The organism is Photorhabdus akhurstii, assembly GCF_019090985.1.
Taxonomy (GTDB): Bacteria; Pseudomonadota; Gammaproteobacteria; order Enterobacterales; family Enterobacteriaceae; genus Photorhabdus; species Photorhabdus akhurstii.
Genome location: NZ_CP020335.1, coordinates 4,827,671 through 4,850,823, shown reverse-complemented (window position 1 = coordinate 4,850,823; position 23,153 = coordinate 4,827,671). Strand labels below are relative to the sequence as shown.

27 protein-coding genes are annotated in these 23,153 nt (G+C 47.8%); 24 read left to right on the top strand and 3 right to left on the bottom strand.

Features of this window, described 5'->3' with window-relative positions; genetic code table 11:
• Nucleotides 1–2: 2 nt before the first annotated feature.
• The 21 genes from B0X70_RS21105 to B0X70_RS21005 all read left to right on the top strand — a co-directional run bounded on the left by B0X70_RS21105 (nucleotide 3) and on the right by B0X70_RS21005 (nucleotide 19,395).
• Nucleotides 3–740, top strand: coding sequence for a TIGR03759 family integrating conjugative element protein (locus B0X70_RS21105; RefSeq protein ID WP_217471787.1), 738 nt, complete (start codon nucleotides 3–5; stop codon nucleotides 738–740).
• Complete coding sequence (locus tag B0X70_RS21100) at nucleotides 719–1,342, top strand: transglycosylase SLT domain-containing protein (protein ID WP_246593357.1); 624 nt, start codon at nucleotides 719–721, stop codon at nucleotides 1,340–1,342. The genes B0X70_RS21105 and B0X70_RS21100 overlap by 22 nt, the downstream gene beginning before the upstream one ends.
• 5 nt (nucleotides 1,343–1,347) lie before the next feature.
• On the top strand, nucleotides 1,348–1,887 hold the full coding sequence (locus B0X70_RS21095; protein ID WP_246593356.1) for an integrating conjugative element protein: 540 nt from the start codon (nucleotides 1,348–1,350) through the stop codon (nucleotides 1,885–1,887).
• Nucleotides 1,888–1,990: 103 nt separating this feature from the next.
• The gene (traD, locus tag B0X70_RS21090; protein WP_217470297.1) at nucleotides 1,991–4,144 is read left to right on the top strand and encodes a type IV conjugative transfer system coupling protein TraD; all 2,154 of its coding nucleotides are present in this window, start codon (nucleotides 1,991–1,993) and stop codon (nucleotides 4,142–4,144) included.
• A complete protein-coding gene (locus B0X70_RS21085; protein ID WP_217470296.1) occupies nucleotides 4,125–4,877 on the top strand; it encodes a TIGR03747 family integrating conjugative element membrane protein in 753 nt (250 codons plus the stop codon). The genes traD and B0X70_RS21085 overlap by 20 nt, the downstream gene beginning before the upstream one ends.
• A gap of 32 nt (nucleotides 4,878–4,909) precedes the next feature.
• A complete protein-coding gene (locus tag B0X70_RS21080; RefSeq protein WP_246593355.1) occupies nucleotides 4,910–5,962 on the top strand; it encodes a DNA-processing protein DprA in 1,053 nt (350 codons plus the stop codon).
• Nucleotides 5,959–6,597, top strand: coding sequence for a hypothetical protein (locus tag B0X70_RS25405; protein ID WP_082300870.1), 639 nt, complete (start codon nucleotides 5,959–5,961; stop codon nucleotides 6,595–6,597). The genes B0X70_RS21080 and B0X70_RS25405 overlap by 4 nt, the downstream gene beginning before the upstream one ends.
• A 353-nt stretch (nucleotides 6,598–6,950) precedes the next feature.
• A complete protein-coding gene (locus B0X70_RS21070) occupies nucleotides 6,951–7,277 on the top strand; it encodes an integrative conjugative element protein, RAQPRD family (RefSeq protein ID WP_172910989.1) in 327 nt (108 codons plus the stop codon).
• Complete coding sequence (locus B0X70_RS21065) at nucleotides 7,274–7,510, top strand: TIGR03758 family integrating conjugative element protein (protein WP_011145430.1); 237 nt, start codon at nucleotides 7,274–7,276, stop codon at nucleotides 7,508–7,510. The genes B0X70_RS21070 and B0X70_RS21065 overlap by 4 nt, the downstream gene beginning before the upstream one ends.
• Before the next feature lie 39 nt (nucleotides 7,511–7,549).
• Complete coding sequence (locus B0X70_RS21060; protein WP_217470295.1) at nucleotides 7,550–7,936, top strand: TIGR03745 family integrating conjugative element membrane protein; 387 nt, start codon at nucleotides 7,550–7,552, stop codon at nucleotides 7,934–7,936.
• Between the two features lie 19 nt (nucleotides 7,937–7,955).
• Complete coding sequence (locus B0X70_RS21055) at nucleotides 7,956–8,333, top strand: TIGR03750 family conjugal transfer protein (RefSeq protein WP_217470294.1); 378 nt, start codon at nucleotides 7,956–7,958, stop codon at nucleotides 8,331–8,333.
• Nucleotides 8,330–8,986, top strand: coding sequence for a PFL_4703 family integrating conjugative element protein (locus tag B0X70_RS21050; RefSeq protein WP_021324364.1), 657 nt, complete (start codon nucleotides 8,330–8,332; stop codon nucleotides 8,984–8,986). Before B0X70_RS21055 ends, B0X70_RS21050 begins: the two co-directional genes overlap by 4 nt.
• Nucleotides 8,987–9,045: 59 nt before the next feature.
• Nucleotides 9,046–9,906: a TIGR03749 family integrating conjugative element protein gene (locus tag B0X70_RS21045; protein WP_246593546.1), complete on the top strand. Its 861-nt coding sequence runs from the start codon at nucleotides 9,046–9,048 to the stop codon at nucleotides 9,904–9,906.
• Nucleotides 9,896–11,374 carry a TIGR03752 family integrating conjugative element protein gene (locus B0X70_RS21040; protein ID WP_217470292.1) on the top strand — a complete coding sequence of 493 codons (1,479 nt, stop codon included), beginning with the start codon at nucleotides 9,896–9,898 and terminating at the stop codon, nucleotides 11,372–11,374. Before B0X70_RS21045 ends, B0X70_RS21040 begins: the two co-directional genes overlap by 11 nt.
• Before the next feature lie 10 nt (nucleotides 11,375–11,384).
• Nucleotides 11,385–11,789, top strand: a complete 405-nt coding sequence (locus B0X70_RS21035) for a TIGR03751 family conjugal transfer lipoprotein (RefSeq protein ID WP_040150391.1) — start codon at nucleotides 11,385–11,387, stop codon at nucleotides 11,787–11,789.
• Nucleotides 11,786–14,668, top strand: coding sequence for a conjugative transfer ATPase (locus B0X70_RS21030; protein ID WP_246593354.1), 2,883 nt, complete (start codon nucleotides 11,786–11,788; stop codon nucleotides 14,666–14,668). The genes B0X70_RS21035 and B0X70_RS21030 overlap by 4 nt, the downstream gene beginning before the upstream one ends.
• Nucleotides 14,665–15,075 (top strand): TIGR03757 family integrating conjugative element protein, encoded by a 411-nt coding sequence (locus B0X70_RS21025; RefSeq protein ID WP_217470291.1) that lies wholly within the window; start codon nucleotides 14,665–14,667, stop codon nucleotides 15,073–15,075. The genes B0X70_RS21030 and B0X70_RS21025 overlap by 4 nt, the downstream gene beginning before the upstream one ends.
• Before the next feature lie 53 nt (nucleotides 15,076–15,128).
• The gene (locus tag B0X70_RS21020) at nucleotides 15,129–16,070 is read left to right on the top strand and encodes a TIGR03756 family integrating conjugative element protein (protein ID WP_217471783.1); all 942 of its coding nucleotides are present in this window, start codon (nucleotides 15,129–15,131) and stop codon (nucleotides 16,068–16,070) included.
• A 15-nt stretch (nucleotides 16,071–16,085) separates the two neighbouring features.
• Nucleotides 16,086–17,513, top strand: a complete 1,428-nt coding sequence (locus B0X70_RS21015) for an integrating conjugative element protein (protein ID WP_214039714.1) — start codon at nucleotides 16,086–16,088, stop codon at nucleotides 17,511–17,513.
• A complete protein-coding gene (locus B0X70_RS21010; RefSeq protein ID WP_217470290.1) occupies nucleotides 17,513–17,887 on the top strand; it encodes a hypothetical protein in 375 nt (124 codons plus the stop codon). Before B0X70_RS21015 ends, B0X70_RS21010 begins: the two co-directional genes overlap by 1 nt.
• The gene (locus tag B0X70_RS21005; protein WP_217470289.1) at nucleotides 17,884–19,395 is read left to right on the top strand and encodes a conjugal transfer protein TraG N-terminal domain-containing protein; all 1,512 of its coding nucleotides are present in this window, start codon (nucleotides 17,884–17,886) and stop codon (nucleotides 19,393–19,395) included. The genes B0X70_RS21010 and B0X70_RS21005 overlap by 4 nt, the downstream gene beginning before the upstream one ends.
• A 48-nt stretch (nucleotides 19,396–19,443) precedes the next feature.
• Here the strand turns inward: B0X70_RS21005 and B0X70_RS21000 are convergent, their stop codons facing one another.
• Entirely contained in the window at nucleotides 19,444–19,836 is a 393-nt protein-coding gene (locus B0X70_RS21000; RefSeq protein ID WP_217470288.1) for a hypothetical protein, read from the bottom strand.
• A gap of 439 nt (nucleotides 19,837–20,275) precedes the next feature.
• Nucleotides 20,276–21,163 (bottom strand): Abi family protein, encoded by an 888-nt coding sequence (locus B0X70_RS20995; RefSeq protein WP_217470287.1) that lies wholly within the window; start codon nucleotides 21,161–21,163, stop codon nucleotides 20,276–20,278.
• Nucleotides 21,164–21,386: 223 nt separating this feature from the next.
• Here B0X70_RS20995 and B0X70_RS25635 point away from each other — a divergent pair, with 223 nt between their 5' ends.
• Complete coding sequence (locus B0X70_RS25635) at nucleotides 21,387–21,518, top strand: hypothetical protein (protein ID WP_256448157.1); 132 nt, start codon at nucleotides 21,387–21,389, stop codon at nucleotides 21,516–21,518.
• 198 nt (nucleotides 21,519–21,716) lie between these two features.
• Nucleotides 21,717–21,875: a hypothetical protein gene (locus B0X70_RS20990; RefSeq protein ID WP_021324431.1), complete on the top strand. Its 159-nt coding sequence runs from the start codon at nucleotides 21,717–21,719 to the stop codon at nucleotides 21,873–21,875.
• A 197-nt stretch (nucleotides 21,876–22,072) separates the two neighbouring features.
• On the opposite strand, the gene B0X70_RS20985 is transcribed toward B0X70_RS20990, so the two are convergent.
• Complete coding sequence (locus B0X70_RS20985) at nucleotides 22,073–22,627, bottom strand: helix-turn-helix domain-containing protein (protein ID WP_110086622.1); 555 nt, start codon at nucleotides 22,625–22,627, stop codon at nucleotides 22,073–22,075.
• 258 nt (nucleotides 22,628–22,885) lie between these two features.
• Between B0X70_RS20985 and B0X70_RS20980 the strand changes: the two genes are divergently transcribed.
• Nucleotides 22,886–23,110, top strand: coding sequence for a helix-turn-helix domain-containing protein (locus B0X70_RS20980; RefSeq protein WP_021324429.1), 225 nt, complete (start codon nucleotides 22,886–22,888; stop codon nucleotides 23,108–23,110).
• Nucleotides 23,111–23,153: the final 43 nt, after the last annotated feature.

Sequence of the window (23,153 nt, the reverse complement as noted above, 5' to 3'; positions counted from 1 at the left end):
TGATGAGAAAAGATTTTTTCAGCCAGAGGAAGGGGGTGGTGCTGATTGGCGTTGTTATGTCTCTGTCAGCTTCGGCGGCACAGGTTGCTATCTCTGAACAGACAGAGACGGGAATGAAAGCGACTCAGCAACAGGTCATGCAGGCTGAAAACCACCGTATTCAGGCGCAAATGTGGGGGCTGACAGAAGCAGAGTTTCAGCGTTATCAGCAATTGATGCAGGGACAACGGGGCATTCAGTCTCCTGGGCTCGATCCGTTGAGTGCATTGGGTATTGAGGCAGAAACAGTACAGGCGCGTCAACGTTATGCCGAACTGTGGGTTAGGCAGGAATATGTTCGTACTGAAAAGGAACTGGCGTTCCAGCGGGCGGTGGATGCGGCCTGGAAGCGTCTGGTGCCGAATATTTTGCCGGTTAATTTAGGGAAGGGGGGCGGAATCGCACAGGGTAATCAAGGGCGGCTGGCGTTATTTGTGAAAGAGGATTGCGCGGCTTGTGATGCCCGGCTGGTTGCTGTCTTGTCAGCTGACCGTGAGGTGGATATTTACCTGGTAGATAGCGAAGGCAACGATGATGTTTTACGTACCTGGGCAGGTAAACATCATATTCCCTCAGAAAAAGTCCGGAGCCGAAAAATCACGCTTAATCATGACAAAGGGCGCTGGCGACAATTTGGTCAGGGGAAAATGCCGGTCGTACTACAACATGAGAATGACGGATGGCGTGTGGTGGCATTTTGAGTCTCGCTGTGGCGGGAAGTCTCTTTTGGGTGACAGAAGGTATGGCCGCGGCGGTAAAACAGGTTGTTCCGCCTGGGTACCAGCAGATTGCGCGGGTGCATGGCGTACCCGCTGAAATGCTTTATGCGTTGGCACTCGCTGAATCAGCAAAACGTTTGCCACAGGAGAAACATGAACGGCCCTGGCCGTGGACGCTCAATGTGGCTGGAAAAAGTTATCGTTATGCAACCCGACAAGCGATCTGGCAGGCGTTGCAGGGATTTATGCGTAGCGTACCCCTCAAACGTATTGATGTGGGGATTACTCAAGTGAATTTAGGCTGGAACGGCCATTATTTTCGTTCTTATTGGGATGCCTTGGACCCCTATACTAATCTTCATGTGGCAGCCCGTATTCTGAAAACCTGTTATCAATCCAATCCGGGTAGTTGGTTGAATGCGGCAGGCTGTTATCACCATCCCGCTGGCGGTCAACCCGCGAGTAAGTATCGGAAAATCGTCGCACGTAAACTGAGTACGCTAGAGACCCGATATCCTGTTTTGTCCACCAATATTGCTGTAGTTAATACGACACAGACCTGGATTGAACCGAAGGAAAAATAAAGAAGATGTTAATCCATAACTTAATCCGTTATCGCTGCCGTTTATTTTTAATGATGATGATGATATTGGCGCCCTGTTCTCAGGCTGCACTGACTATTGTGGCTGATTTAGGTGGACAATCTACAGCAGCGTATTTTGATGCCATTAACGCTCAGGACAATGAACCGACGACTTCTTCAAATACGGAGGCGACCCCGCCAGATTTAACCGAAGGGGGCATGTTACCGGTGGAAACGCCGGAATTGTCTCCCGGACCTGTTGACGCTCGTCCGTTGCAATTGCCAGGAATGGGAGCGTTGTTCATGATTGGGGATGATGCCCGGTCAAAACAGTGGTTGAAGGAAAATTTGGTTGGCCTTCGGAAAAAGCAGGCGGTGGGGTTGCTGGTCAGTGTGCGGGATAAAGCACAACTGGATGAACTGCGTCAGCTTGCAGAGGGATTAGTATTAGCCCCCGCTTCCGGCAGTGATTTGGCCCAGCGGTTGAATTTGCGGCATTACCCAGTGTTGATAACCGATATCGGTTTAACTCAGCAGGTGCGTTGATGTGGCCCCGTCACCCTATACTATCCGAACTGATGTTGCCATACAGTTTCCCGGTGCTTTTGTTGGGATTGTTGTTGGCAATTGTGGTGTTATGGCGGGCTAGATGAGCGATCGTTATGTGATTGAAGCACGGTTACGTCCGGCTGTTGAGTTGAATACCGCTGTTGTTTCGGCGGTTGCCGCCGGTGTCTGTATCGTAGCGCCGTGGGCTGTGGCATTGTCACCATCGGTCAGTTATGTCATGGCGGCAGGTTTTGGCATGTTATCAGGTCTCCGATTCCGGCAGGGGTTACATATACTGAACTACCGGCGCAATATCCGACGATTGCCCCGTTATGTGATGGCCAGCCACCAGGTACCCGTCAGTCATCAGAGATTGTTTCTGGGGAAAGGGTTTCTTTGGCAACAAAAACATACACAACGATTTCTGGATACCCTGCGCCCGGAAGTCGAACGTTATGTTCAACCTTCCCGGTATTATCAATTAGCGAGGGCATTTGAGCAGCGGTTTGAGTACCCATTGCCCTCTTTATGTCGTCTGACGCAACGTGATTCTCCGTGGAACCCGGTGAGGCCACTGCCGCCAGTAGGAGGCAATCCAGCATTGCATGGCATTGAACCAGATGAAGTCAATGTGTCAATGGATTTGCGTGAGCGGGTCGGGCACATGTTGGTCCTCGGTACAACCCGTGTTGGTAAGACCCGGCTGGCAGAGTTACTCATCACTCAGGATATCCGGCGGGGTAATATCACGATTGTGTTTGATCCGAAAGGGGATGCAGACCTGCTCAAACGCATGTGGGCGGAAGCGCATCGTGCCGGGCGGGAAGATGAGTTCCATGTGTTTCATCTGGGCTGGCCGGATATTAGTGCCCGTTACAATGCTGTTGGCCGTTTTGGTCGGGTTTCAGAAGTCGCTTCTCGTATAGCAGGGCAATTGAGTGGGGCGGGTAACAGTGCCGCTTTTCGTGAGTTTGCCTGGCGCTTTGTCAATATCGTTACCCGCGCTTTGGTGGCACTGGGGCAGCGACCGGATTACACCCTGATATTACGTTATGTCACCAATATTGGCGAACTGTATGAAACTTATGCTGAAAAAATTATCAGGCAATGCCTGCCTGTGTTATGGGAGCAGGTAGAGAAAAGTCTGGGTCTGCTGACGGAAGACGATTTGCCACGCAATATGCAGGGGCAGGCGAATGCAGTGAAAATCTGGGCGATTGAAATGGCATTAAGCTCAGAAGTGGGGAAAAAACTCTATGATCCGATACTGGACGGGTTGCGCAGTGCGGTTCGCTATGATCGCACCTATTTTGACAAAATTGTGGCGTCCCTGTTGCCATTACTGGAAAAACTGACCACGGGGAAAATAGCCGCGCTGTTGGCACCAGATTACACGGATATGAATGATCCGCGTCCCATCTTTGACTGGCAACAAGTGATACGTAAGAAAGGTATCGTCTATGTGGGGCTGGACGCTTTATCGGATGCAGAAGTGGCTTCGGCAGTAGGCAATTCCATGTTCGCAGACTTGGTTTCCGTTGCTGGCCATATCTACAAATTTGGTCTGGATGACGGTTTGCCAGAAAGTAAAACGAGAAAACTCCCCATTAGCTTACATTGTGATGAATTCAATGAGCTGATGGGCGATGAATTTATTCCGCTGATTAACAAGGGGGGCGGTGCCGGGATAGAGGTAACCGCTTACACTCAGACCTTGTCTGATATTGAAGCACGCATTGGCAGCAGTGCTAAAGCGGCACAGGTAACAGGAAATTTTAATACCTTAGTTATGTTGCGTGTTAGGGAAAATAACACCGCTGAGCTGCTAACCCGCCAGTTGCCAGAGGTGGAAGTGTACACTAAAACTTTGGTCTCCGGGATTACTGATATCTCCAGTCCGGAGCAGGGGAGTCACTTTACCTCTAACACTCAGGACCGGGTTAGCACGATCAGAACGCCGTTAATTACCCCTGCCGAGGTGATTAATTTGCCGAAAGGTCAGGCATTTGCTCTGCTTGAAGGGGGACGGTTATGGAAGATTCGGATGCCGCTGCCGGCAGCCGATGATGATGACCTGATGCCGGCAAGTCTGCAAAAAATCGCTGATGATATGCGTAAACATTACCGTACCAGTGAATCCTGGTGGTCAGCGGGCTCAATGCCAAGTGACAGTCAGGCTGACCTGGATATGATGTTAAATCCAGCGGTGCTGACTCTTGATGAGGAAGCTGACGATGACGCAACAGAAAACTAAATCGCCGCAGACACCACCGAAAAAGTCAGGACCATTAAAAACAGTTTTGTGGGATTTTCCGTGGATACTTATTGGCTTGTTGCTGGCTTCGTTGTTTTTCAGTCTGGTGATTGAATATTTTGGGATAGCCTTTTTCTGGCCGGAACAGGGAGAGAGACACAGCCAACAAGTTATGATCACGGAAAGCGGTTGGTTGTCTAAAGAGTTTACCCGCAGCTTACTGTTATCAGAGCCCGCTACTACGCTTAATATCTGGTTAAAATGGGGTTATCAGTGGGCGCTTGTAGACAGTGGTACACTGGACTGGATTAATCAACAGCATACAGTACAAGCTCGGAGCCATTATGAAATGGTGAGAGAGTTGAGCGATTGGAGTGTATGGCTGGCGGAAAGTTTGCGGAAGTACCTGTTGGCAACGGTATATGTGACCGTAACCTTTATTATCCGGCTCACTATTCTAGTGTTGTTTTTGCCATTGTTTGTGATGGTTATAGGTGTTGCTGTTGTTGAAGGGCTAAGTCGACGTGACTTGAGACGTTATGGTGCCGCTTATGAGTCGAGTTTTGTCTATCATCACGCCAAACGGTTTGTGAAACCGGCGTTTTGTGTACCCTGTCTGTTATATCTCTCCTGGCCATCGGCTGTGTATCCTAATTTACTCTTGTTACCCGCAGCTCTCCTATTAGGATTCTCTATTACCGTGATGATGAGTACTTTTAAGAAATATCTTTGATGTAATAACATGGGTGAAATTTTTAATGATTTTTGTTAGATTTCTCAGCAAAAAAGCCTAATTTTGCAGTAAAAAGAAAAAATAATGGCATTTGTTCAGTTAACCATTTAGCATGTTTTTGTACTGCCTTTTCGGCAGTTACTGTAGTAGGTGTTCTTAGTAACCTTTTATACTATGAATTGGGAACGGATAGAATGTTGCAACTTGATTTTGGATCTTCAGATTCCTTCGAACGAGCGATATCTCCATTTGAGGAGATGGCGGCATATGAAGCGTTGTGGACCGAGCAGGACGCTACATTTAAAACTATTGCTGATAAGTTCCGGCAAGCACCTAATGGTACTATACCATCTGAACTCGTCCCCGAAGAAAAAAGAGAGTCTGTCAAAAAGTCGCTGAAATATATTCTTAATAAATATTCTGTCGAGCATTTAGGTGTTAGAGTGCATGGAGCTAGTGAGTATCCTGATAAATTGAGAGATGCTCGTCACCCAATAGAATTGTTTTATTATCAAGGTTGGTGGGATTTAGTTAATACTCGGTGTGTGGCTGTTGTCGGTTCACGAAAGATATCTGATGAAGGTCGCCGTAGAACAAGAAAGCTAGTTAAAAGTCTTGTGAATGATGGATTTACTATTATTTCTGGCTTGGCTGAGGGAGTAGATACGGTTGCTCATACGACTGCGTTGGAGTTGGGAGGTAACACAATAGCGGTTATTGGTACTCCGTTGTCTCATATTTACCCAAGACAGAATAGTGAGCTCCAAAAGGCAATTAGAGAAAGTTATTTGCTAATTAGCCAGGTACCATTTAAACGTTATATTGAGCAAGATTACCGTAGTAATCGTCTGTTTTTTCCTGAGCGTAATGTGACTATGTCAGCATTATCTGAAGCGACTATTATCGTTGAGGCATCTGATACCTCAGGAACGATGACGCAAGCTAGAGCGGCTTTGAATCAAGGCAGGAAATTATTTATATTAGAATCTTGTTTCAAGAATACTTCGATTAGCTGGCCGGCAAAATATGAAGCGTTAGGGGCTATAAGGGTTAAAGACTATGAGGATATTAGGGAACATCTGTGACTTACCGTCTTACGAAAATTGATGAACTGAGTCGTAGAGATCACTACTATCTTGCAGAAGACGACACTTGTTACTTTTATGGTGAATATACAGCCAGGAAAGGTTATGCTTACAGTGAAACAAATAGGCTAATAATAAATCTAAAAAAGAGCGTATTACAGCGAACTGAAGATCACTATAAACATAAGCAGCAGGCAATAAATAAAATAGCTGAAATGTTGTCTCATATCAGCACTCTTCAACGTTTAACTTTTGTTCCAATACCTCCATCAAAGTGCAAAACTGACATTGGTTATGACGATAGATTGATATCTATTCTTAATCAATGTAAATGCTCAAATCCAGAACTTGATTTTAGAGAATTAGTGACACAAAAGTATTCTACAATAGCAGCCCATTCGACCAAGAACAGACCTTCACCGGAAGAGATAATGTTAAACTATCACTTTAATATTGAGCAGGTTGAAGGTGTGAGAAACATGGTTGTGATATTTGATGATGTTCTGACAGCAGGTAGTCACTATAAAGCAATGAAAATGGTTATTAAAAACCATTTGCCGCAAGTTCAGGTTGTGGGTTTATTTGTAGCTAGAACTGTGCGTGAAGCTGAAATTAATTGGTTTGATGAGTGTTAAATAATTCCTCTAATTTAATATCGACTAATAATACCTCTAATACACCATTTAATTACAGTTTTTGATGTCGGATTATACTTATTAGTCGAATCCGCCTACAGAAAATATTATCTATAAAGTTTGAATAAACGAACTCCTAATGATCTGTTATACCACTTAATTCCTTTGTTGTATTAGAAAGCATCAATTATCAATTCTATTATCTTATCAAACAGATGAGAGGGAGATAGTTTTATACCCTAAGTTCAGATATTCAAAATTTTCAAAATCAGATAAACAATTATTCACTGTAATCGTTACCCTTTTTCGTCACTCTGTTGATGTATATATCTACGCTGATTTAGGGTAATGCTATGGCTTATTTTCGCTTACTTTCCCGCAGCATCTTGGTATTGACGATGCTGATGAGCGGGTCTGCACTGGCTGGGGAAAAAGATGAGCTGGCCACCACACTCAGACAGCTTGACCAGGTGCAGGCCAGTTTGGAACGTGCCCGGGTTTTGGCCGTTCAGGAGGGTCAAACAGACCGTTTTTATTTTGATTATCTACGTGCTAACCGGGACCTCAATATTGTCCGTGAAGGCATTAACCGCTATCTGACCCCCTCCCGTGCCCAACCCGGGATTTCTGCGGCTGCGCTGGATGTGACCGGTCAATATCGTCAGGAGCGAATACGGTGAACGAGGTACAACGCAATGCGTTCAGGGCGGCTTCCGGCAATCTCGATCCCCATGTGATGCAATTTCTCTGCATCGGTTTACTGATAGCGGTGCTGTTTCTCTGGGCGGCATGGGGAATGGTAGACGTCTGGCAGGGCTGGGCCAATGAAAAGGTCCGTGAAGCGGCGATGAACCGTTTTGTCATTCGTGTGGCGTTGTTGCTGGTGATGGCTATCTGGATGTTTGCCAGCTAATCGGTTTTTTAACCTGTAATGGAAAAAAGGGAAAAGGAAATGGATCTGTTAAACCGGGGATGTCAGTCACTGTTCCGCCTGTTTGCCCGTATCAATACCCGTGCAGTGTCACTCAGTGTGCTGGTTTATCTGGTTTGTCAACCCGTGACTGCGGCATTGCCAACGGTTGAACCGCCTTCCAGCGGGAGTGGTGGTGGCATTTTTAATACCGTCAAAGGGTACTTGCAGGACGGCATAGTGATAGGCGGGCTGGTCGTTGCCGCGATCGCGTTTATCAATGTGGCAACAGCGGCAATCCATACTTTTTCTGAAGTTCGCAGTGACAGAGCTTCCTGGACTAAATTTGGCGCGATTGTGGTGGTTGGCGTGGTGCTGTTAGTGGCGGTTATCTGGCTGCTGGGCAAATCGACCTCCATTCTCTTTTAACCCCAAGGGAAGTGTCAGTATGGTTCAGACTATTCGTTTTTTACCTGATCGTCTTAACGCCGAACCTGTCGTGTTCCGGGGATTTACTACCTCAGAGCTGGGCTGGACGGCATTAACGGGACTGATAGCTGGCACGGTCATTGGCTTGTTACTGGCACCGGTAACGGATCGGGTGATGATACCGACGGTGGCCCTGATTGCGCCGTTATTATTGATTGCCTTTGGCGGCAAATACCTGGCCCGGATGAAACGCGGTAAACCGGCGCATTATCTCTATCGACGGCTGGAGGTTAAAAAGCGGGGCTGGGGTTTGGGTGACCCGTCACTGATTATCACATCACAACGCTGGTCGTTGCGCCGCGGTCACCGGGTAATGACCCGAATGGGACGGTTATGAGCCGTTTTCGTCATGCGATTCAAAACCGGGACCAGCATATCCTGACGTTACGCGCTGCCTGTGGTGTGCTGGTTTTGTTGTTGTTACTGAGTCTGAGTGGCTGGATGATGGCGCCGAGAGAGTTAACCATTTATACGCCGCCGGATGTCCGTAGTGGTAGTACCCGCCCGTGGTGGCAAGTGCCGGTCTCCCAGGTCTATGCCTTTGGCTTTTATATTTTTCAGCAACTGAATGCCTGGCCGAAAGACGGGGAAGTCGATTATCCAGCGAAAATAGCAGCGCTTTCTCCGTATTTGACCCCTTCCTGTCAGGTGTTTCTGGAACAGGATGCTCAAAACCGGTCACAAGTGGGTGAGCTCAAAGATCGCGTGCGGGTGGTATATGAAATTCCGGAACGGGGCTTTCGTGACAGCAATGTGATGGTAAAAGACCGGGATAACTGGGTTATCCGGTTAGATTTAGTGGCCGATGAATATTTTCATGCTGAGCCGGTAAAACGGGCACTGGTACGTTACCCAATTAAAGTCACCCGTTGGCAAGGGGATGCAGAGCGTAACCCGTTTGGTCTGGCACTGGATTGTTATGACAGCACACCGCAACGGCTGGAAGCCGCATTGCAGCCGGTACCGGCGAAAAAGGGGATATTCCAGTGAAAAAACAGGTACTCGTCGAGTTATTGGCATTGACCGCATTATTATTCGCTGGACTGGTGATGGTTTCGCCTGTTGAGGCCGTGGAGTTGATGAAGTGGGAGCGTATCCCGCTGCCGGTTGCCCTGCATGTTGGGCAGGAGCGGGTAGTTTTTGTGGATAAAAATGTCCGGGTGGGTTTTCCCGGGATGTTGAATGGCAAATTGCGGGTACAAAGTACCGGTGGTGCAGTGTATTTGTATCCGAGTGAAACGTTTGCTCAGACCCGGCTGCAACTTCAGGATGTGGAAAGTGGTGAAATGATTTTGCTGGATGTGACCGCCACCAATGGAAAAAGTCTCCTTGAGCCGGTTCGTGTGGTGTACCACGGGGACGTGACCACGCTGACGGACAACGACCAGGCTCACTACAGTGCCAAAGGGGATAACACGTCAGCAACGTCTCCCTCTCCTGCCGGTGAGCGTCAGGCTGCCCGGCGTCAAAAACGGTCCTACACGGCTCCGCTGCCGGTGGTCCTGACCCGTTATGCTGCGCAGAGTCTATATGCACCATTGCGTACAGTGGAGGCGGCACCAGGTATTCATCCTGTGTCGCTAGCATTACCTGCACTGCTGACAACGGTGTACCCCTCTGCATCCGTGATGGTTTCTCCATTGGGGGCCTGGGGGGTGGATAACTTAAATGTAGTGGCACTGAAAGTACGTAATACGCACCATGAGAATGTGGTACTTGACCCACGTATGTTGCAGGGGAAATTCATTGCGGCGACTTTCCAACATCGCTGGCTAGGGCCGTCAGGCACGCCAGAAGACACGACTACCGTCTATTTGGTGGTGAAAGGTCGGCCTGACCGTGCCTTTCTGCCAGAACCGGTGAGGTCAAAAACGCCGATGAAGCAACAAGGAAATCCCCATGCAAATTAAGTCAAACGGTCTGGTGAAGTGGGTGGTGCCTATTTTTGTTATTGCAGGGCTGGCGGTGGGTATCAAGAGTTGTCGGCAATCAGAGATTCCTGTCAGCCAGACAGTGAATCATCAGGCTCTGGCAGAACTGTCTCCTGGGGAGTTACGTACATTAGGTATTGAGGGAGACACCCCGGAAGACACGTTGCGCACCCTGATTGGAGCTTTGCGCAGTATCCGTGTTCAGCAGGCGGCACTGGAAAAACAAAACGCACAATTACTGGCGGACAATGAGAAATGGCGCAACGGCAGTCAGAGCATGACTGACCAGATTAACCAGGCGGTAGCGGGCACCCGTGAGGAAACAGAAAAGCAACAGCAGGTATTGAAAGCGGAGCAGCAAACGCTGTTCAGCCGACTTGATCAGTTGACCCGTCAGTTAGGCAATAAAAGCATGAGTACAAACACCCCTCTGGTTGAGCGTGAGATTCCGCTGGGATTAGGATTGGACGATACCGGCCAGAATACGACCTCAGACGGGGACAGGCTGGTCTGGATTACCCCACAGGACGTGTTACCGGCTGACTCACAGGTTGCAATGAGCGGGCAGCCAGCGACTCCCCGTTTTCCCGTGTCATTTCTGGAAGATAATACATTGAGCCGTCAGAAACTGGAATATGACGGTATGACTGAAAATCAGCAAGCCATTACCGAGGGTGATACAAACGAGACTATCCGGCCCGTTTATACCCTGCCCGAAAATACGACGCTGGTCGGCAGCCAGGCGATGACCGCATTATTAGGCCGGGTGCCGGTGAATGACAAAGTCACTGACCCGTATCCTTTTAAGGTACTGATTGGTAAAGATAACCTGACTGCCAACGGCATTGAACTGCCGGATGTGGAAGGGGCGATTATTTCGGGTACAGCTACCGGTGACTGGACCTTGTCTTGCGTGCGCGGCAATGTCACCTCCTTAACCTTTGTCTTTGCAGACGGCACCGTCAGAACCGTGCCGAAATCGGATAATCGCATCGATGGCAGTTATCACGTTCAGGATAATCATGGCGGCAGTATCGGCTGGTTGTCTGACGATAACGGTATTCCATGTATCAGCGGGACACGGAAATCCAATGCAGCCAGTTACTTACCAACCTTATTTGCTCTTTCTGGCGGTACAGCGGCGGGTGATGTGTTGTCACAGAGTCAGCTTACCACCCAGACTAACGGTTATGGCGGCGCGACGTCATCACTGACCGGGGATGCCGGTAAAGCGGTTTTGGGACAAGCTGCTGCCGGAGGATTTAAAGCCGTGTCGGAATGGGTCAAAGCCCGTTACGGCCAAACTTTTGATGTCGTTTACGTAACACCGGGTGCCAGAGTAGCAGTGCACATTACTCAGCAAATACCGATTGATTATGAAGGACAGGGACGCAGGGTGAAATATAACTTTGGTCTTGGACAGGAGGTCCGTGATGGTTTGGACTGAGAAAACGAGTATGAATAAAGCGCGAAAAATAGTGATGTTGGTGGTGATAACGATCCTGACCGGTTGCAGCACGTCTAAAGAAGAGATGCTTCCACCGGGCGATAGCACAATGCTAGCTCTGTGGCAGGGGAAAGTCTCGTCGTCACGAATTACGATGGAGGCCCGTAAAACACTGCGCCGGGAGCTGAACGAACGGGAACAGCAGGCTACTCTGAATTACACGGAAAGTTATAGCCGTACGCAGGAAAATGAAATCAGTCAAACCTTCCCACGGCTACCCAATCCGGACATGGTGATGTATCTCTTTCCCCATTTGGTTGCGGGAAATTCGCCTGTGCCGGGATATAGCACGGTGTTTTCGTTTTACAGTCAGGTGCAGTACGCTCTGCCGGGTGAGCGGACGGTGGCATTGTGATGTGGTCGCTGTTGAATAAAGCCCGCTTGCGTAAACGGAGTAATCTATCGGAAGTTTTGGGTGAAACTGAGGTCATACTACCGTCGCCTTCCACCGTTGTTGGGCGTGAACCTTTGAGGCGGCCTAGCAAAATGACGCACGCTGATGAAGCGGCACTGTATAACCCTTCACCGTCTATCATTGATTATTTGCCCTGGGCAGAATACCTGGACGAGGAAAAGTGTCTGTTGCTGGATGACGGTCTGTCAGTCGGGGCGGTTTATACCGTCTCTCCGGTCCCGACAGAAGGACGCCCCGCTGCTCGTCTGGAAGAGATCCGTGACCAGGTGGAGGATGCGTTGCAGGACAGCCTGGAGGAAGAAGATATTTCTCCCTGGGTGGTACAGTTTTTTTGTCAGGATGAAGATGACTCGTCGTCATCGCTGATGCAGCTTCGTCAATATATCAAGCCCTGGGCACAGGGCACAGCCTTTACCGAAACGTGGCTGGCTGAGACTGAACGTCATCTGCGAAGCATTGCCCGGCCTGAAGGGCTGTTTAACGACACATTGGTTACCGGTCAACCTTGGAGAGGACAGCAACGCCGTACCCGAATGGTCGTTTATCGCTGGGTCCCGGCAGGCCAGAAGGAGGCTCTGTCACCGGCAGCGTTGCTTAATCAGGTCTGTAACCGACTAACGGCCTCGCTGGCCAGCGCCGGCATTTTGTGTGAGCGACAAGATGGTGAACAGGTTCATCACTGGTTACTGCGGTTGTTTAATCCCGCTCCAGACTGGATTAATAAAGCGACGCTATATTGGGAGGCCCGCTATGCGGCCCGGCAGGTGGGTGAATTGCGTCCGGATAATGACTTCACGGAAACTTTGTGGTTTACCCCGCCGCGTTCTGACGTGAAAAACGGTATATGGTGGTTTGATAATATTGCTCACCGGGCGGTACCGGTTGAACGGCTGCGTCGCCCTCCAGAACCGGGAGCGCTGACCGGTGAAATGGCCCGGGGTGAACATATTAATGCGCTGATGGATTTATTACCCTCAGGTACCCTTGTTTCACTGACCGTTGTCATACCGGCGCAGGATACACTGGAACGGGATTTTGACCGGTTGTCAAAAAATGCAATGGGAGAAAATACTGAATCAGGGCGAGTACGCGCAGACGTAAAAGAAGCTAAGGCGCATCTGGGGCTGAGACATAAACTGTGCCGTTCTGCACTGACTTTTTTGTTACAGGGGGCTGATGTTGACGAGTTGAACCGTCGGCATCAGCAACTGGTCGCAACCCTGTTGGTCGCGGGGTTGCAGCCGGTCAAACCCGAATGCGACGTCGCGCCGTTAAACGGTTATCTGCGTGCCTTACCGATGTGTTTTAACCCGCAACGAGACAAGCATCACTGGTATACCCGGTTGACTTGGATGCAGCATGTGGCCGGGTTGTTGCCCGTGACAGGGCGGGCGACCGGCACCGGTAACCCGGGTCTGAGCTTTTTTAACCGGGGCGGTGATGTGCTGACCTTTGATCCGCAAAATAAACATGACCGTACCCAGAATGCGCATCTGTTGCTGTTCGGGCCGACCGGCGCGGGGAAGTCGGCTACGCTCTGTGCGAGTTTATCGCAGCTGATGGCGGTGCACCGTCCCCGGTTATTTGTGGCGGAAGCGGGCAACAGTTTTGGGCTGTTTGCCGATTACTGTCAACGTCTGGGGCTGAGTGTCAACAAAATCAGCATTAAACCGGGCTGTGGGGTCAGTCTGGCGCTGTTTGCTGATGCTCGCCAATTGCTTCAAATGACATCTTCTCAGCTGGATTTGGCGGGTGAAAAGCCGGCAGAGGAAATTGAAGACGACGGGGACGATGAGCAGCGCGATATTCTGGGTGAAATGGAAATTGCGGCCCGCATGATGATCACCGGCGGGGAGAAGAAAGAGGAAGAACGTCTGACGCGGGCGGATCGGGGCATGATCCGCGAAGCTATCATGATGGCGGCAAAAGCGAGCGCTGACGATGGCCGACAGATGATAGCGGAAGATCTGCAAAAGGCATTGTCTGTCATTGCCCGGGACAGCCGGCGGGATGAACAGGGGCGATCATTACGTACCGAACAGCGTCGTGCCCGTGCCGAAGAGATGGCGGGGGCGATGTCAATGTTCACCAGTGGTTTTGAGGGGGAATTGTTTAATCGGCCGGGAACTCCGTGGCCAGAAGCCGATGTGACGCTGATTGACCTCGGTACGTTGGCGCGTGAAGGGTATGGCACCCAGATGTCGCTGGCGATGGTGTCTCTGGTCAATACCATCAACAATAGGGCGGAGCGTGACCAGTTTGAGGACCGGGAGATTAATTTTGTGGTGGATGAGGCGCATATACTGACCACTAATCCGCTGTTGTCGCCCTACATGACCAAAGTGGTCAAGATGTGGCGAAAACTGGGCGCCTGGTTGTGGCTGGCTACTCAGAATTTGGCGGACTATTCGGATAGTGCGGAGAAAATGCTGAATATGGCGGAGTGGTGGTTGTGTCTGACAATGCCGCCGGATGAAGTCGAACAGATAGCGCGTTTTAAAAAGCTGTCTGAAGAACAAAAATCGGTGTTGCTGTCAGCCAGCAAACTCCCGGGCTGTTATACCGAAGGCGTGGTGTTGTCGAAAAAAGTGGAGGCGTTGTTTCGGGTGGTGCCACCCAGTGTGTATCTGGCGCTGGGTATGACGGAGAAAGAGGAAAAGGCAGAGCGCAGGGCGATTATGAAAGCGCTTCATTGCAGCGAATTGGATGCCGCCTTTGTTGTGGCGCGAAGACTGGACCGTGCCCGTGGTCTGATCTCTGGGGAAGAGGCAGATGTGCGTGATGAGGATATCTTATCCATGCAGGAGTGTAGGCTATGAATATCAGGGTATTCTGGACACTTTTGCCGTTGTTAATGCCGGTATCCGTGTTTGCCAGCACAGTGATATATACCGATACAAGCCATCCCCCACGCAATGCTGATCAACGTGTCCGGGTTGTGTACCTTGATGAGGCCGAACAGCGGCAAGCACAACTGTTCGGTCAGTTATCGGCTGATCCTCAACAGGCAGTCAAACAGGCCCGTCAGATTTTGCAGTCTCCATCGTGGCATCAACAGGGGCAATATATCAGTCAGGCTTACCAGGGGTTATTGAATGCCTGGACTCTGGGCCTTAAGAAGTTCCCGGCAGTGGTTTTTGATGATGGTTCTGTTGTGTACGGTACGACAGACGTCAGACAGGCCCGGTTACTTTGGGATACCTATCAGCGGGAAAAACAGCCATGAAATCTCCGGATTTACCGTCATTAACATGGCATTCCCGGCTGAAAAAGTTCGGCATGGTCTTGCTGCTAACGGTTGTTCTGGCACCCGTGGCCGTTGCCAGTGTGAATACGGCCCAGATTGTGGCCAGTGCCGCGTCGGTATCGTGCATCAGCTGGCGGATAAAAGGTCTCTGTTACTGGCTGCTGTGTTCTCCCTGGGGATGCAAGGTGCGTACCTCGGTGAAAGTGGAACATTTTATTCCTCAGGCCGTGGTCTCCGTCTATAACGCGCCTGGCGGTAATCCCTGGAGAGAAATGTCGCCGGTCAGCCAGACTGTTGACGGCGTGGAAAATGTCGTAACGAGAGCACTTTCCGGGATAGCCGTGGGCGGCGGTAATCATCAGCTGAAAATCCCAGGCAACCGAAAAAACAATCTGCATTTTAAATATGCCGATGCGATTGGGCATCCGGCAACTGCCATGATGGGTGGAAGAATTTCGGGGTATGCGTGTAAAAGTGCCGCCACGCCTTTTATGCCTTACTTTTTGAGTACTCTGGATAGCCTGGTTTGGCGGACCGGTATGCCGGAATCATTTTATCCCGAGGCGCTTATTCCGGGTAAACGTGAACTGGGTGATTCATTTCGGGGCAATATGTGGGGCAATATTTATCCGCGAAGCGGGTTTGTGACACAACAGGATGATAATAAAGCGGCTGCGGTAGTAGCGCAACGGGTAGCAGACATTATCACCCGTACTGGGCAGGGGCATGTTTATCAATCCCTGCAAGGGAACCGTAAACAGGGTTACTGGCCACCCGGCGAAGTAGTCGAAAATACGGGTAGCCAGAATCATCAATGGCAACGTATAGCGCCGAAAATGAGCGCATCTTGTGCTGTTTTTCCGGATAACAGCGGGGAAGCGGCAAAGGACGGGAATTATGTCTTTGCATTGTGGCAACCCTATAGTTGTTGTCAGCGACGTGGACAGACTTTTCTCTACAGTACCGATTTTTGAGACTGGGATCATGGGATGAGACAACGATTATTTTTGCCTGTATTGATAGCACTGGCGTTTATGCGTGCTCCTGTTGTTCAGGCGGCAGGTTTTGCCATTGCTGACAGCCCGATAGGTTACGGGAAAAGCCTGAATGGGGCGGTATCGGACAAGCTGTTTTACAACATAGGTGGCGGATCCGTGATATCGCAGCCGGCGACCCGCAGTCATCTGCAACATCTGGGCGGATTAAACCTCGGTTGGAGCAGTGACCTGATGTGCGGTCACTTTGATTTAAAAACGACGGTAGGGAATCAGCTTAATGGCCTGACTTCGGGGTTTAAAAACCTGATGGGGGAAGTAATACAGGGGGCTACTGGGGCCGTAGCCAGTTTGCCGGCAATGGTTATCCAGCGTGCTAATCCGGGATTATATGAAATGCTGACCAACGGGGTGTTACAGGCAGGTATTGCGTTCGACAAATCACAACTGAGTTGCCAGAACATGTCACAGCGTATGATGGATTTCTCGGATAGCAGTAAATGGACTAAAGCGGCGTTGATGGAGGAATACAAAACGCTGGTGAATACCGGCAATGGTGACGCGGTCGGCACGACACAAAAAATGGAGGTTGCGGACGGTACACAAGGTTCAAATTGGATTGGGGGTGAAAAACGGGGAGGAAAAGGGCAGAAAGCCATTCAGCCTATCCGGGATCTGGCAAAAGCCGGCTTCAATATGATGAACAACCTGCCGGCGAATAGCCATGCCAATGTCAACCGCACCCAATGTAATGGCGCTGCTTGCCAGAAATTCAAGAACAGTGAAGAAGCCGCCGCCGCGGTCGTCAGGGTGTTAGGTGATCGTTCGGTTCGTACCTGTACGGACAGTCGTCAGTGTACCAGTGGCGGTACCGAAGACCAGCCGGGTGCAAGTGTCGCCGGGACGGGGTTTGCGCCGATGCTGGAAGAGGCGACCAGAACCAACATTGAGCAATTGATGAAACTGGTCAGCGGGGAAAATGCGCCTACTGTAGTCAATCTGGCAAAACTCAAAACGGGTAGCTTGGCGGTGACTCGCGGGGTTGTCCAGGCCCTGAAACGTGATCCGGACAGTGGTGCGCTGGTGAGTCGGTTGGCCAGTGAGTTAGCGATGGCAGACACCATTGAGACTGCGCTCACTATGCGGCGAATGTTGATGACCGGGCAGGCAGAACCGAATGCCGCTGCGCAGGCGCAGGCTATGGCAGAGAGTGATCGTCGTATTGCGACACTGGACAGAGAAATTACTGCCCTGAAGAATGAAATGGAGTTGCGCCGGGCGATTGCACAAAATACCGCGCTGACCACGCTTGAGCGTGAACAAAATCGGGTTGAAATGAATCTGCAACGGCAATCCATCGATAATACCGACAGCCGTATTCACACCTTGTCCGTGCCGCCGAAAGGGCGCGAAGGACAATAATGATGTCTGAGCAAAGTGAAATCCGGGTACCTGCTGGCACTACACAAAGGTTGAGCGTGAGACTGAAACAGAATTTCAGGCGAGGGTTAATCGTCACGTTGATGATGGGGGGCATGTTACTTGTTGCCGCAGTTGGCTTGGCGTATCCGTCTCAGTTCAATGCCTTACAACATTGGATGTACACGACCCGTTACGGCTGGCTGGTCTGGCGATTGGCCATGTACAGTGTTATTGCCTGTTTCATGTGGCAGCTTTGGCGATCCCCATTGCCGTTAACACAGAAAGCGGCTCTGAAACGGATTGTACTCATTTTGCTGGGATTTGTGGGATGTTGTGAGTATGCCATGTTCTTCGTCTCCGGAGAGCCGTCATGACAACTTACAGCTATCTGGAATATTTTCTGACCCTGCTGGGCTGGATGGTGAATAACGGCTTGTGGAATGTGCTGCTGGCCACCGGGTTATTTGTGCTGCCGCTGACATTCAAAATGATAGGTATCTGGCTGAAAGTCCGGGAAGAAGGGGAGGATGAAGGAAATAAGGGCCTGCTCTCAGTGACCCGGATTGAAAACACCTTGTATGGCGCTTTCTTGGTGATGATTGCTTGCTGTGTGCCGTTGGTCAATGTGAGTCTGAGTACCATTACGTATGATGACTCGCGGGCAAAAAGTTGCGGTACTTGGACGCCGAAACCGGCTGAAACGGGCTATGCGTCCGTGATATCGTCGCTGGATGGTAAAACAGCGGCGGCTCCGGTTTGGTGGATACTGGTTCATCAGATTTCCAAAGGGGTGACTCAGGCATCAATAGCTTCTCTTCCCTGCCGTCCCGACCTGAGGCAACTGCGTTTTGAGGTCCAGCATACGCGAATTAATAATCCGGCTCTGGCGCAGATATTACAGGATTTCACCCATGACTGTTATGCGCTGGCATTGTATCAGTGGAAACGTCGGGACGAGGGAAGAACTTTGGATGAAGCGGTATTACGGGATATTGAATGGTTAGGGTCAAAAACGTTTCTGAATAGTGCGGGTTATTATGATGTGCTTCAGTCAAAAACGCCCCGGTCGGATTTTCCCTGGAAACCGCACCGGGATGACGGTTTGGCTAATACGGGGCAGGGGGGATATCCGACCTGTAAGGAATGGTGGTCAGACAGTCAGGTAGGATTGGAAAAACGGGTGATGGCTCAGGTTGAGCCAGGCATGTGGTTTCGGCTATCGGCAGCATTGAAACTGATGGGCAAAGAGACGTCAGAATACAAAGAAGCGGTGATACGGCGTCTGGTGAGCCCGGAAAATTTGACCGCATCTCAAGGGGGACATGTCTATGCAGGCTACGGCGGTAACGCAGATTTTACCCTGATGAATTCGGTGGGCCGGATAGCCTCATTGGGCGGGGTGTCGTTGGGAAGTCTGGCGGCCTTTCCGGCGTTTGATGCAATGCGCCAGGCATTACCGATGGTGCAGGCTGTTATATTGATGGCGGTGACTATCATATTACCCCTGATTATAGTATTTGCTGTCTACGAATATAAGACGGTCATTACGCTGACCTTTGTCATGTTTGCGCTGAACTTTTTGACATTCTGGTGGGAATTGGCACGCTGGTTGGACAGCTGGTTACTGGAGGCATTGTACGGTTCAGATACGCACAGCCGCTGGAATATGGCCGGTTTTCAGAATAGCACAGACGATATCATTATGAGTTTTGTGATGGGGACGATGTTTATTGTGCTGCCGGCATTGTGGATGAGTGCTTTGTCTTGGGCGGGAATTAAAGGTGGAACAGTAATATCTGGAATGTTAGGTAACGGAGTAAAACAAGCACAAGATTCGGGGGGAAAAGTCGGTGGAGTTGCTGGGAATAAACTGACAAAATAAATCAATAACATCTTAAGAAAAAAGCGAGGCTTGGCTAAGACCCTGCTTTTAGTTGTCATCGGAGTCCATTCTAAATCCCCCCATGTAGTATCCATAACCTTCATAGCCATTCCGGTAGCCATTTTCATCTTTTGGGGTGTTTGAAAGATGTAATGTTTCTTCCTTGTTAGTCTGTGAAAGTCCTAACAACAGCCCGAAAATTAGTATAATTATTCCTGCTATAGCTAATGAACTCAGGAGTAATGCAATAGCTGAACTGCCAACAAATAAATAAATTGGCAAGTGTCCCACCCAGCCAGGGAGATTATGTTTGTGGGCTTTAGTAACACAATTTGCATCCCAGGTACGTAAACGTTGGCATAAGTTGAGATAAATTCCAGCAACTTTTGCTCCCCTAATTTGAGCACGTATTGTACGTTGTGTGTCATGATTGTCAGTCATTGAGTAGCCTCTTGTTGAGATGGTATTTATAAATAACATAATTATTTCTTGGTTAGGTTAGCCAAAAATTTAAGCGGCGTCTATGGTATGAATTGTAAAACGAGTTGTGTGTTATGCACATTTGCACAGCTGATAAAGTTCATTCACCTGACCCCATCAAAGGGTCGGGTGAATGAAAGCAGTTGGTGAGCGGGGTTGGCGAACCAACATCAGCGGTGTAACTGTGTATAACGCTTATTTAACGAAAGATGGGTAGTCATATTTTTAATCATTATGACATATATAGGTACAAATTTTTTGGTTGGTAAGATATGTGTAACTCAGCTTACCTTTTCGTTTGTCAAGTTAATATGGGATGTAAAGGATATTCTTTTAGTATTATTGGCAAATTTTAACCATGTATTAAGATATTTTTGCATCGCCAAAATATATGATAACTCTAAAGTTCCCAGAATGGATCTGTATTCCAGCTTTCTGGAAAACCAGCAGAATGTAACAGTGGTATTACTCTTGGGAATTCATGTGTTAAAGTGTGAATATCTTGGCCCACGTTTACGCCCAGTTTTAAGATTTTGCTTAAATGGTGAAGGGTTGCAAGAAAAACATAGATACGATTGTTATTAGTTGGAGGTATAGAAAGGTGTGGGATAATTTCTGCTGGGGCTCTTAAATTTGAATTCCAAAGACGATTATGATGTGCACATTTGTTTCTTACATCTCTTAATCCACTAATCCATCCAACCAGCGTTTCAAATTTTTTTACGCCAAATTCTTTGGATAAATTGTTAAGGATGTTTTCTCGTTCTGATATTTGAAAACGACGTTTGTCCAAGCAATCGTAAATAACAAATATATTTCCCAATGTTGCTAATTCACCGATAATCCAAAAAGGGGGTAGGGATTTATAATTATCATTTTTCTCATTATAGTACTTTTCCTTATAATGAGTGGCATATTTTTCATTACAAGATGTAAATGAATTTGATAACTTTGAACGTAATAAGTTTATTTTCTTTTCTTTTTTATTAAAGAAGTTTTTATCGTCGAGATACCAAAATGGATCATCTGTATATTCTGATATAGTGTGATCTAGCCTACTACGAAATTTTATTTCGAGTCGAGAAATTATGCGAAATATGTAATTGCGTAATGATTCATCGAAACGATAAATATCAAGGCCGTTTTCAAAAAAAATGCCATCACGAAATTGTTTTTTTCCTTCTTCATCTTGATACATGAACTGGAATAGATAAATTTTAAAACGATAATAGCTGATAAATGATAATATGTGTTCGGCTAATGCTTTATCTTTGAAATTTAGTCCCAATCACTAATAAGGTCTATAGGTTTGCGATGCGACTTTGCGTAGGGGATATGAACCATGATTAAAATTCCATAAAAAAAGCCCGCTTACGTTCCCGGAGGAAGGTAGCGAGCGTTGTCGATGCTTATGCTACCAGAGAAGAGAAAGATGTCAATAGCATATTGATGGTTTTTTGCCTTAACAGTAGGGTGTTTGACGCTATCTGTTTGTTGCTGTAGGATCCCTGTTGCTGATTGTGGCTATTGCTGCCAGCAACGTGCTAGGGTCACAGATGATGGAAATCATGCTGCTGATGCCGAAAAATATTTGGGATAAACCCTTGTTGAGAAATCAACAGGGGTTTTCTCGTTCTTCTTAATTAAAAGGAAAAAATTAGTATACGGAAATCCTATATATTGGCATTTGTTAGTACTATAATAGTACATCTTTTGTCTTGACAGAAGGTACATTCATAGGAAAGCTTTAAGTCATGTGGTTTCTCAGCATTGTGAACATCAAAAAACACAGATTTTTGGTTCTTATAGCTTGTAGTACTGAGTGATGATAGGGGAAGGTTATGCAATCAAAACGCCGAATTTCTGAACTTAAGCAAATGTCCGTAAAAGAGCGCAAAATTGAAGGCATGCGTCGAGCTAAGGCTGCTTTTGATCTGGCTGAACGTACAGGTACGTTAACAAAGCGTCCTGTTATCGTTGAGTGCTGCTTTTTTCGTTAGCTTGCCAGGTTGGTAATTATTCTTTGGGTGTTCTATCCAATTGTTTTAATACTCGCACACTCATTTCTCCGTGCTGCTTCTTAAGTGTACTGCATTCTTAATTGGCTATTTAGCCTGATTAAGCGAGAATTGAAAGGTATCGTCATTCTATACCTTGTGCTTAGCTCTACACTATTATGATCACTAATTGACGGTGTTTAATTTTTTTCTTGACTTATCAGGGTAGTAATGTAACGCAAAATTTCTTTATCTGTTGATTCATTCCCATCAAGAGCTACTTTGATTGCTTGTTTCAAATTTGATCTAATTTTAAGCTTATCAATAAGTTCTTCGATATCTTGCTTTTCATGGATCATGGTTAATATCCCTTCAATACCTTTTCTATGCATTAAATTAATTAATGTTTTTGCTTCTTTGACATCAAGAGAATCTAAAATGAGGGACCATGCTGTTTTTAGTTCATCATATCCATAGCCTGTGTCGTCTCTTTGAGAATCATCAGTAGGTTTTTCATTCGGAGTCCCAGAAGCTAGCCATTCCAAAGAAACACCTTCTATTCTAGCGATTTTCTGAGCTACATATAGAGATGGTAGTGTCTTTTTATCGAAGTAGTTATTTAACGTCGAATAAGGTATTTGCCATTCTGTTGAAACAGCTCGAAGACTCCTTCCTTTAAGAAGCTGTTTTAACCTGTTTTTAAAGGTTTCTTTTCCTTCTTCAAGGAAAGAAGCTTCGTTAGTCTTATTGTTCATATTTTCCTTTTTACGAATGAATTTCTATTTAAAGATCAGTAATATCTATAAATAGAAAATAATGGTTGAAATTTTCTATTTATAGAACGATAATCTACAGCAGTGAATGATCCTCCAAGGATTATCTGCACTGATATCTTTTTAGAGTAATTGAAATATAGATTGAAGTAAAACATACCATTAGCAGAGCTTAAAGCAGCGAAGTTACTTTTTGTTTTACAATGTTATTAAATAGTTATACCTGCTTGGAGAATTCTTGTGGAGAAAAAAGATTGGCACCCGGCCGATATTATTGCTGCATTAAGGAAGAAAGGAACGTCATTGGCTGCCGTTTCTCGGGAAGCTGGACTGGCATCGTCAACATTATCCAATGCTTTACAGCGTCCTTGGCACAAAGGTGAGACAATCATTGCGAATGCATTGGGACAGAAGCCTGATGAAATCTGGCCTTCCCGTTATCAGAAAAGAAGGAAGGGATATTGATCTCGAAGAGAAAAAATATGGTGGCTGCTATAGGAGCCATAAA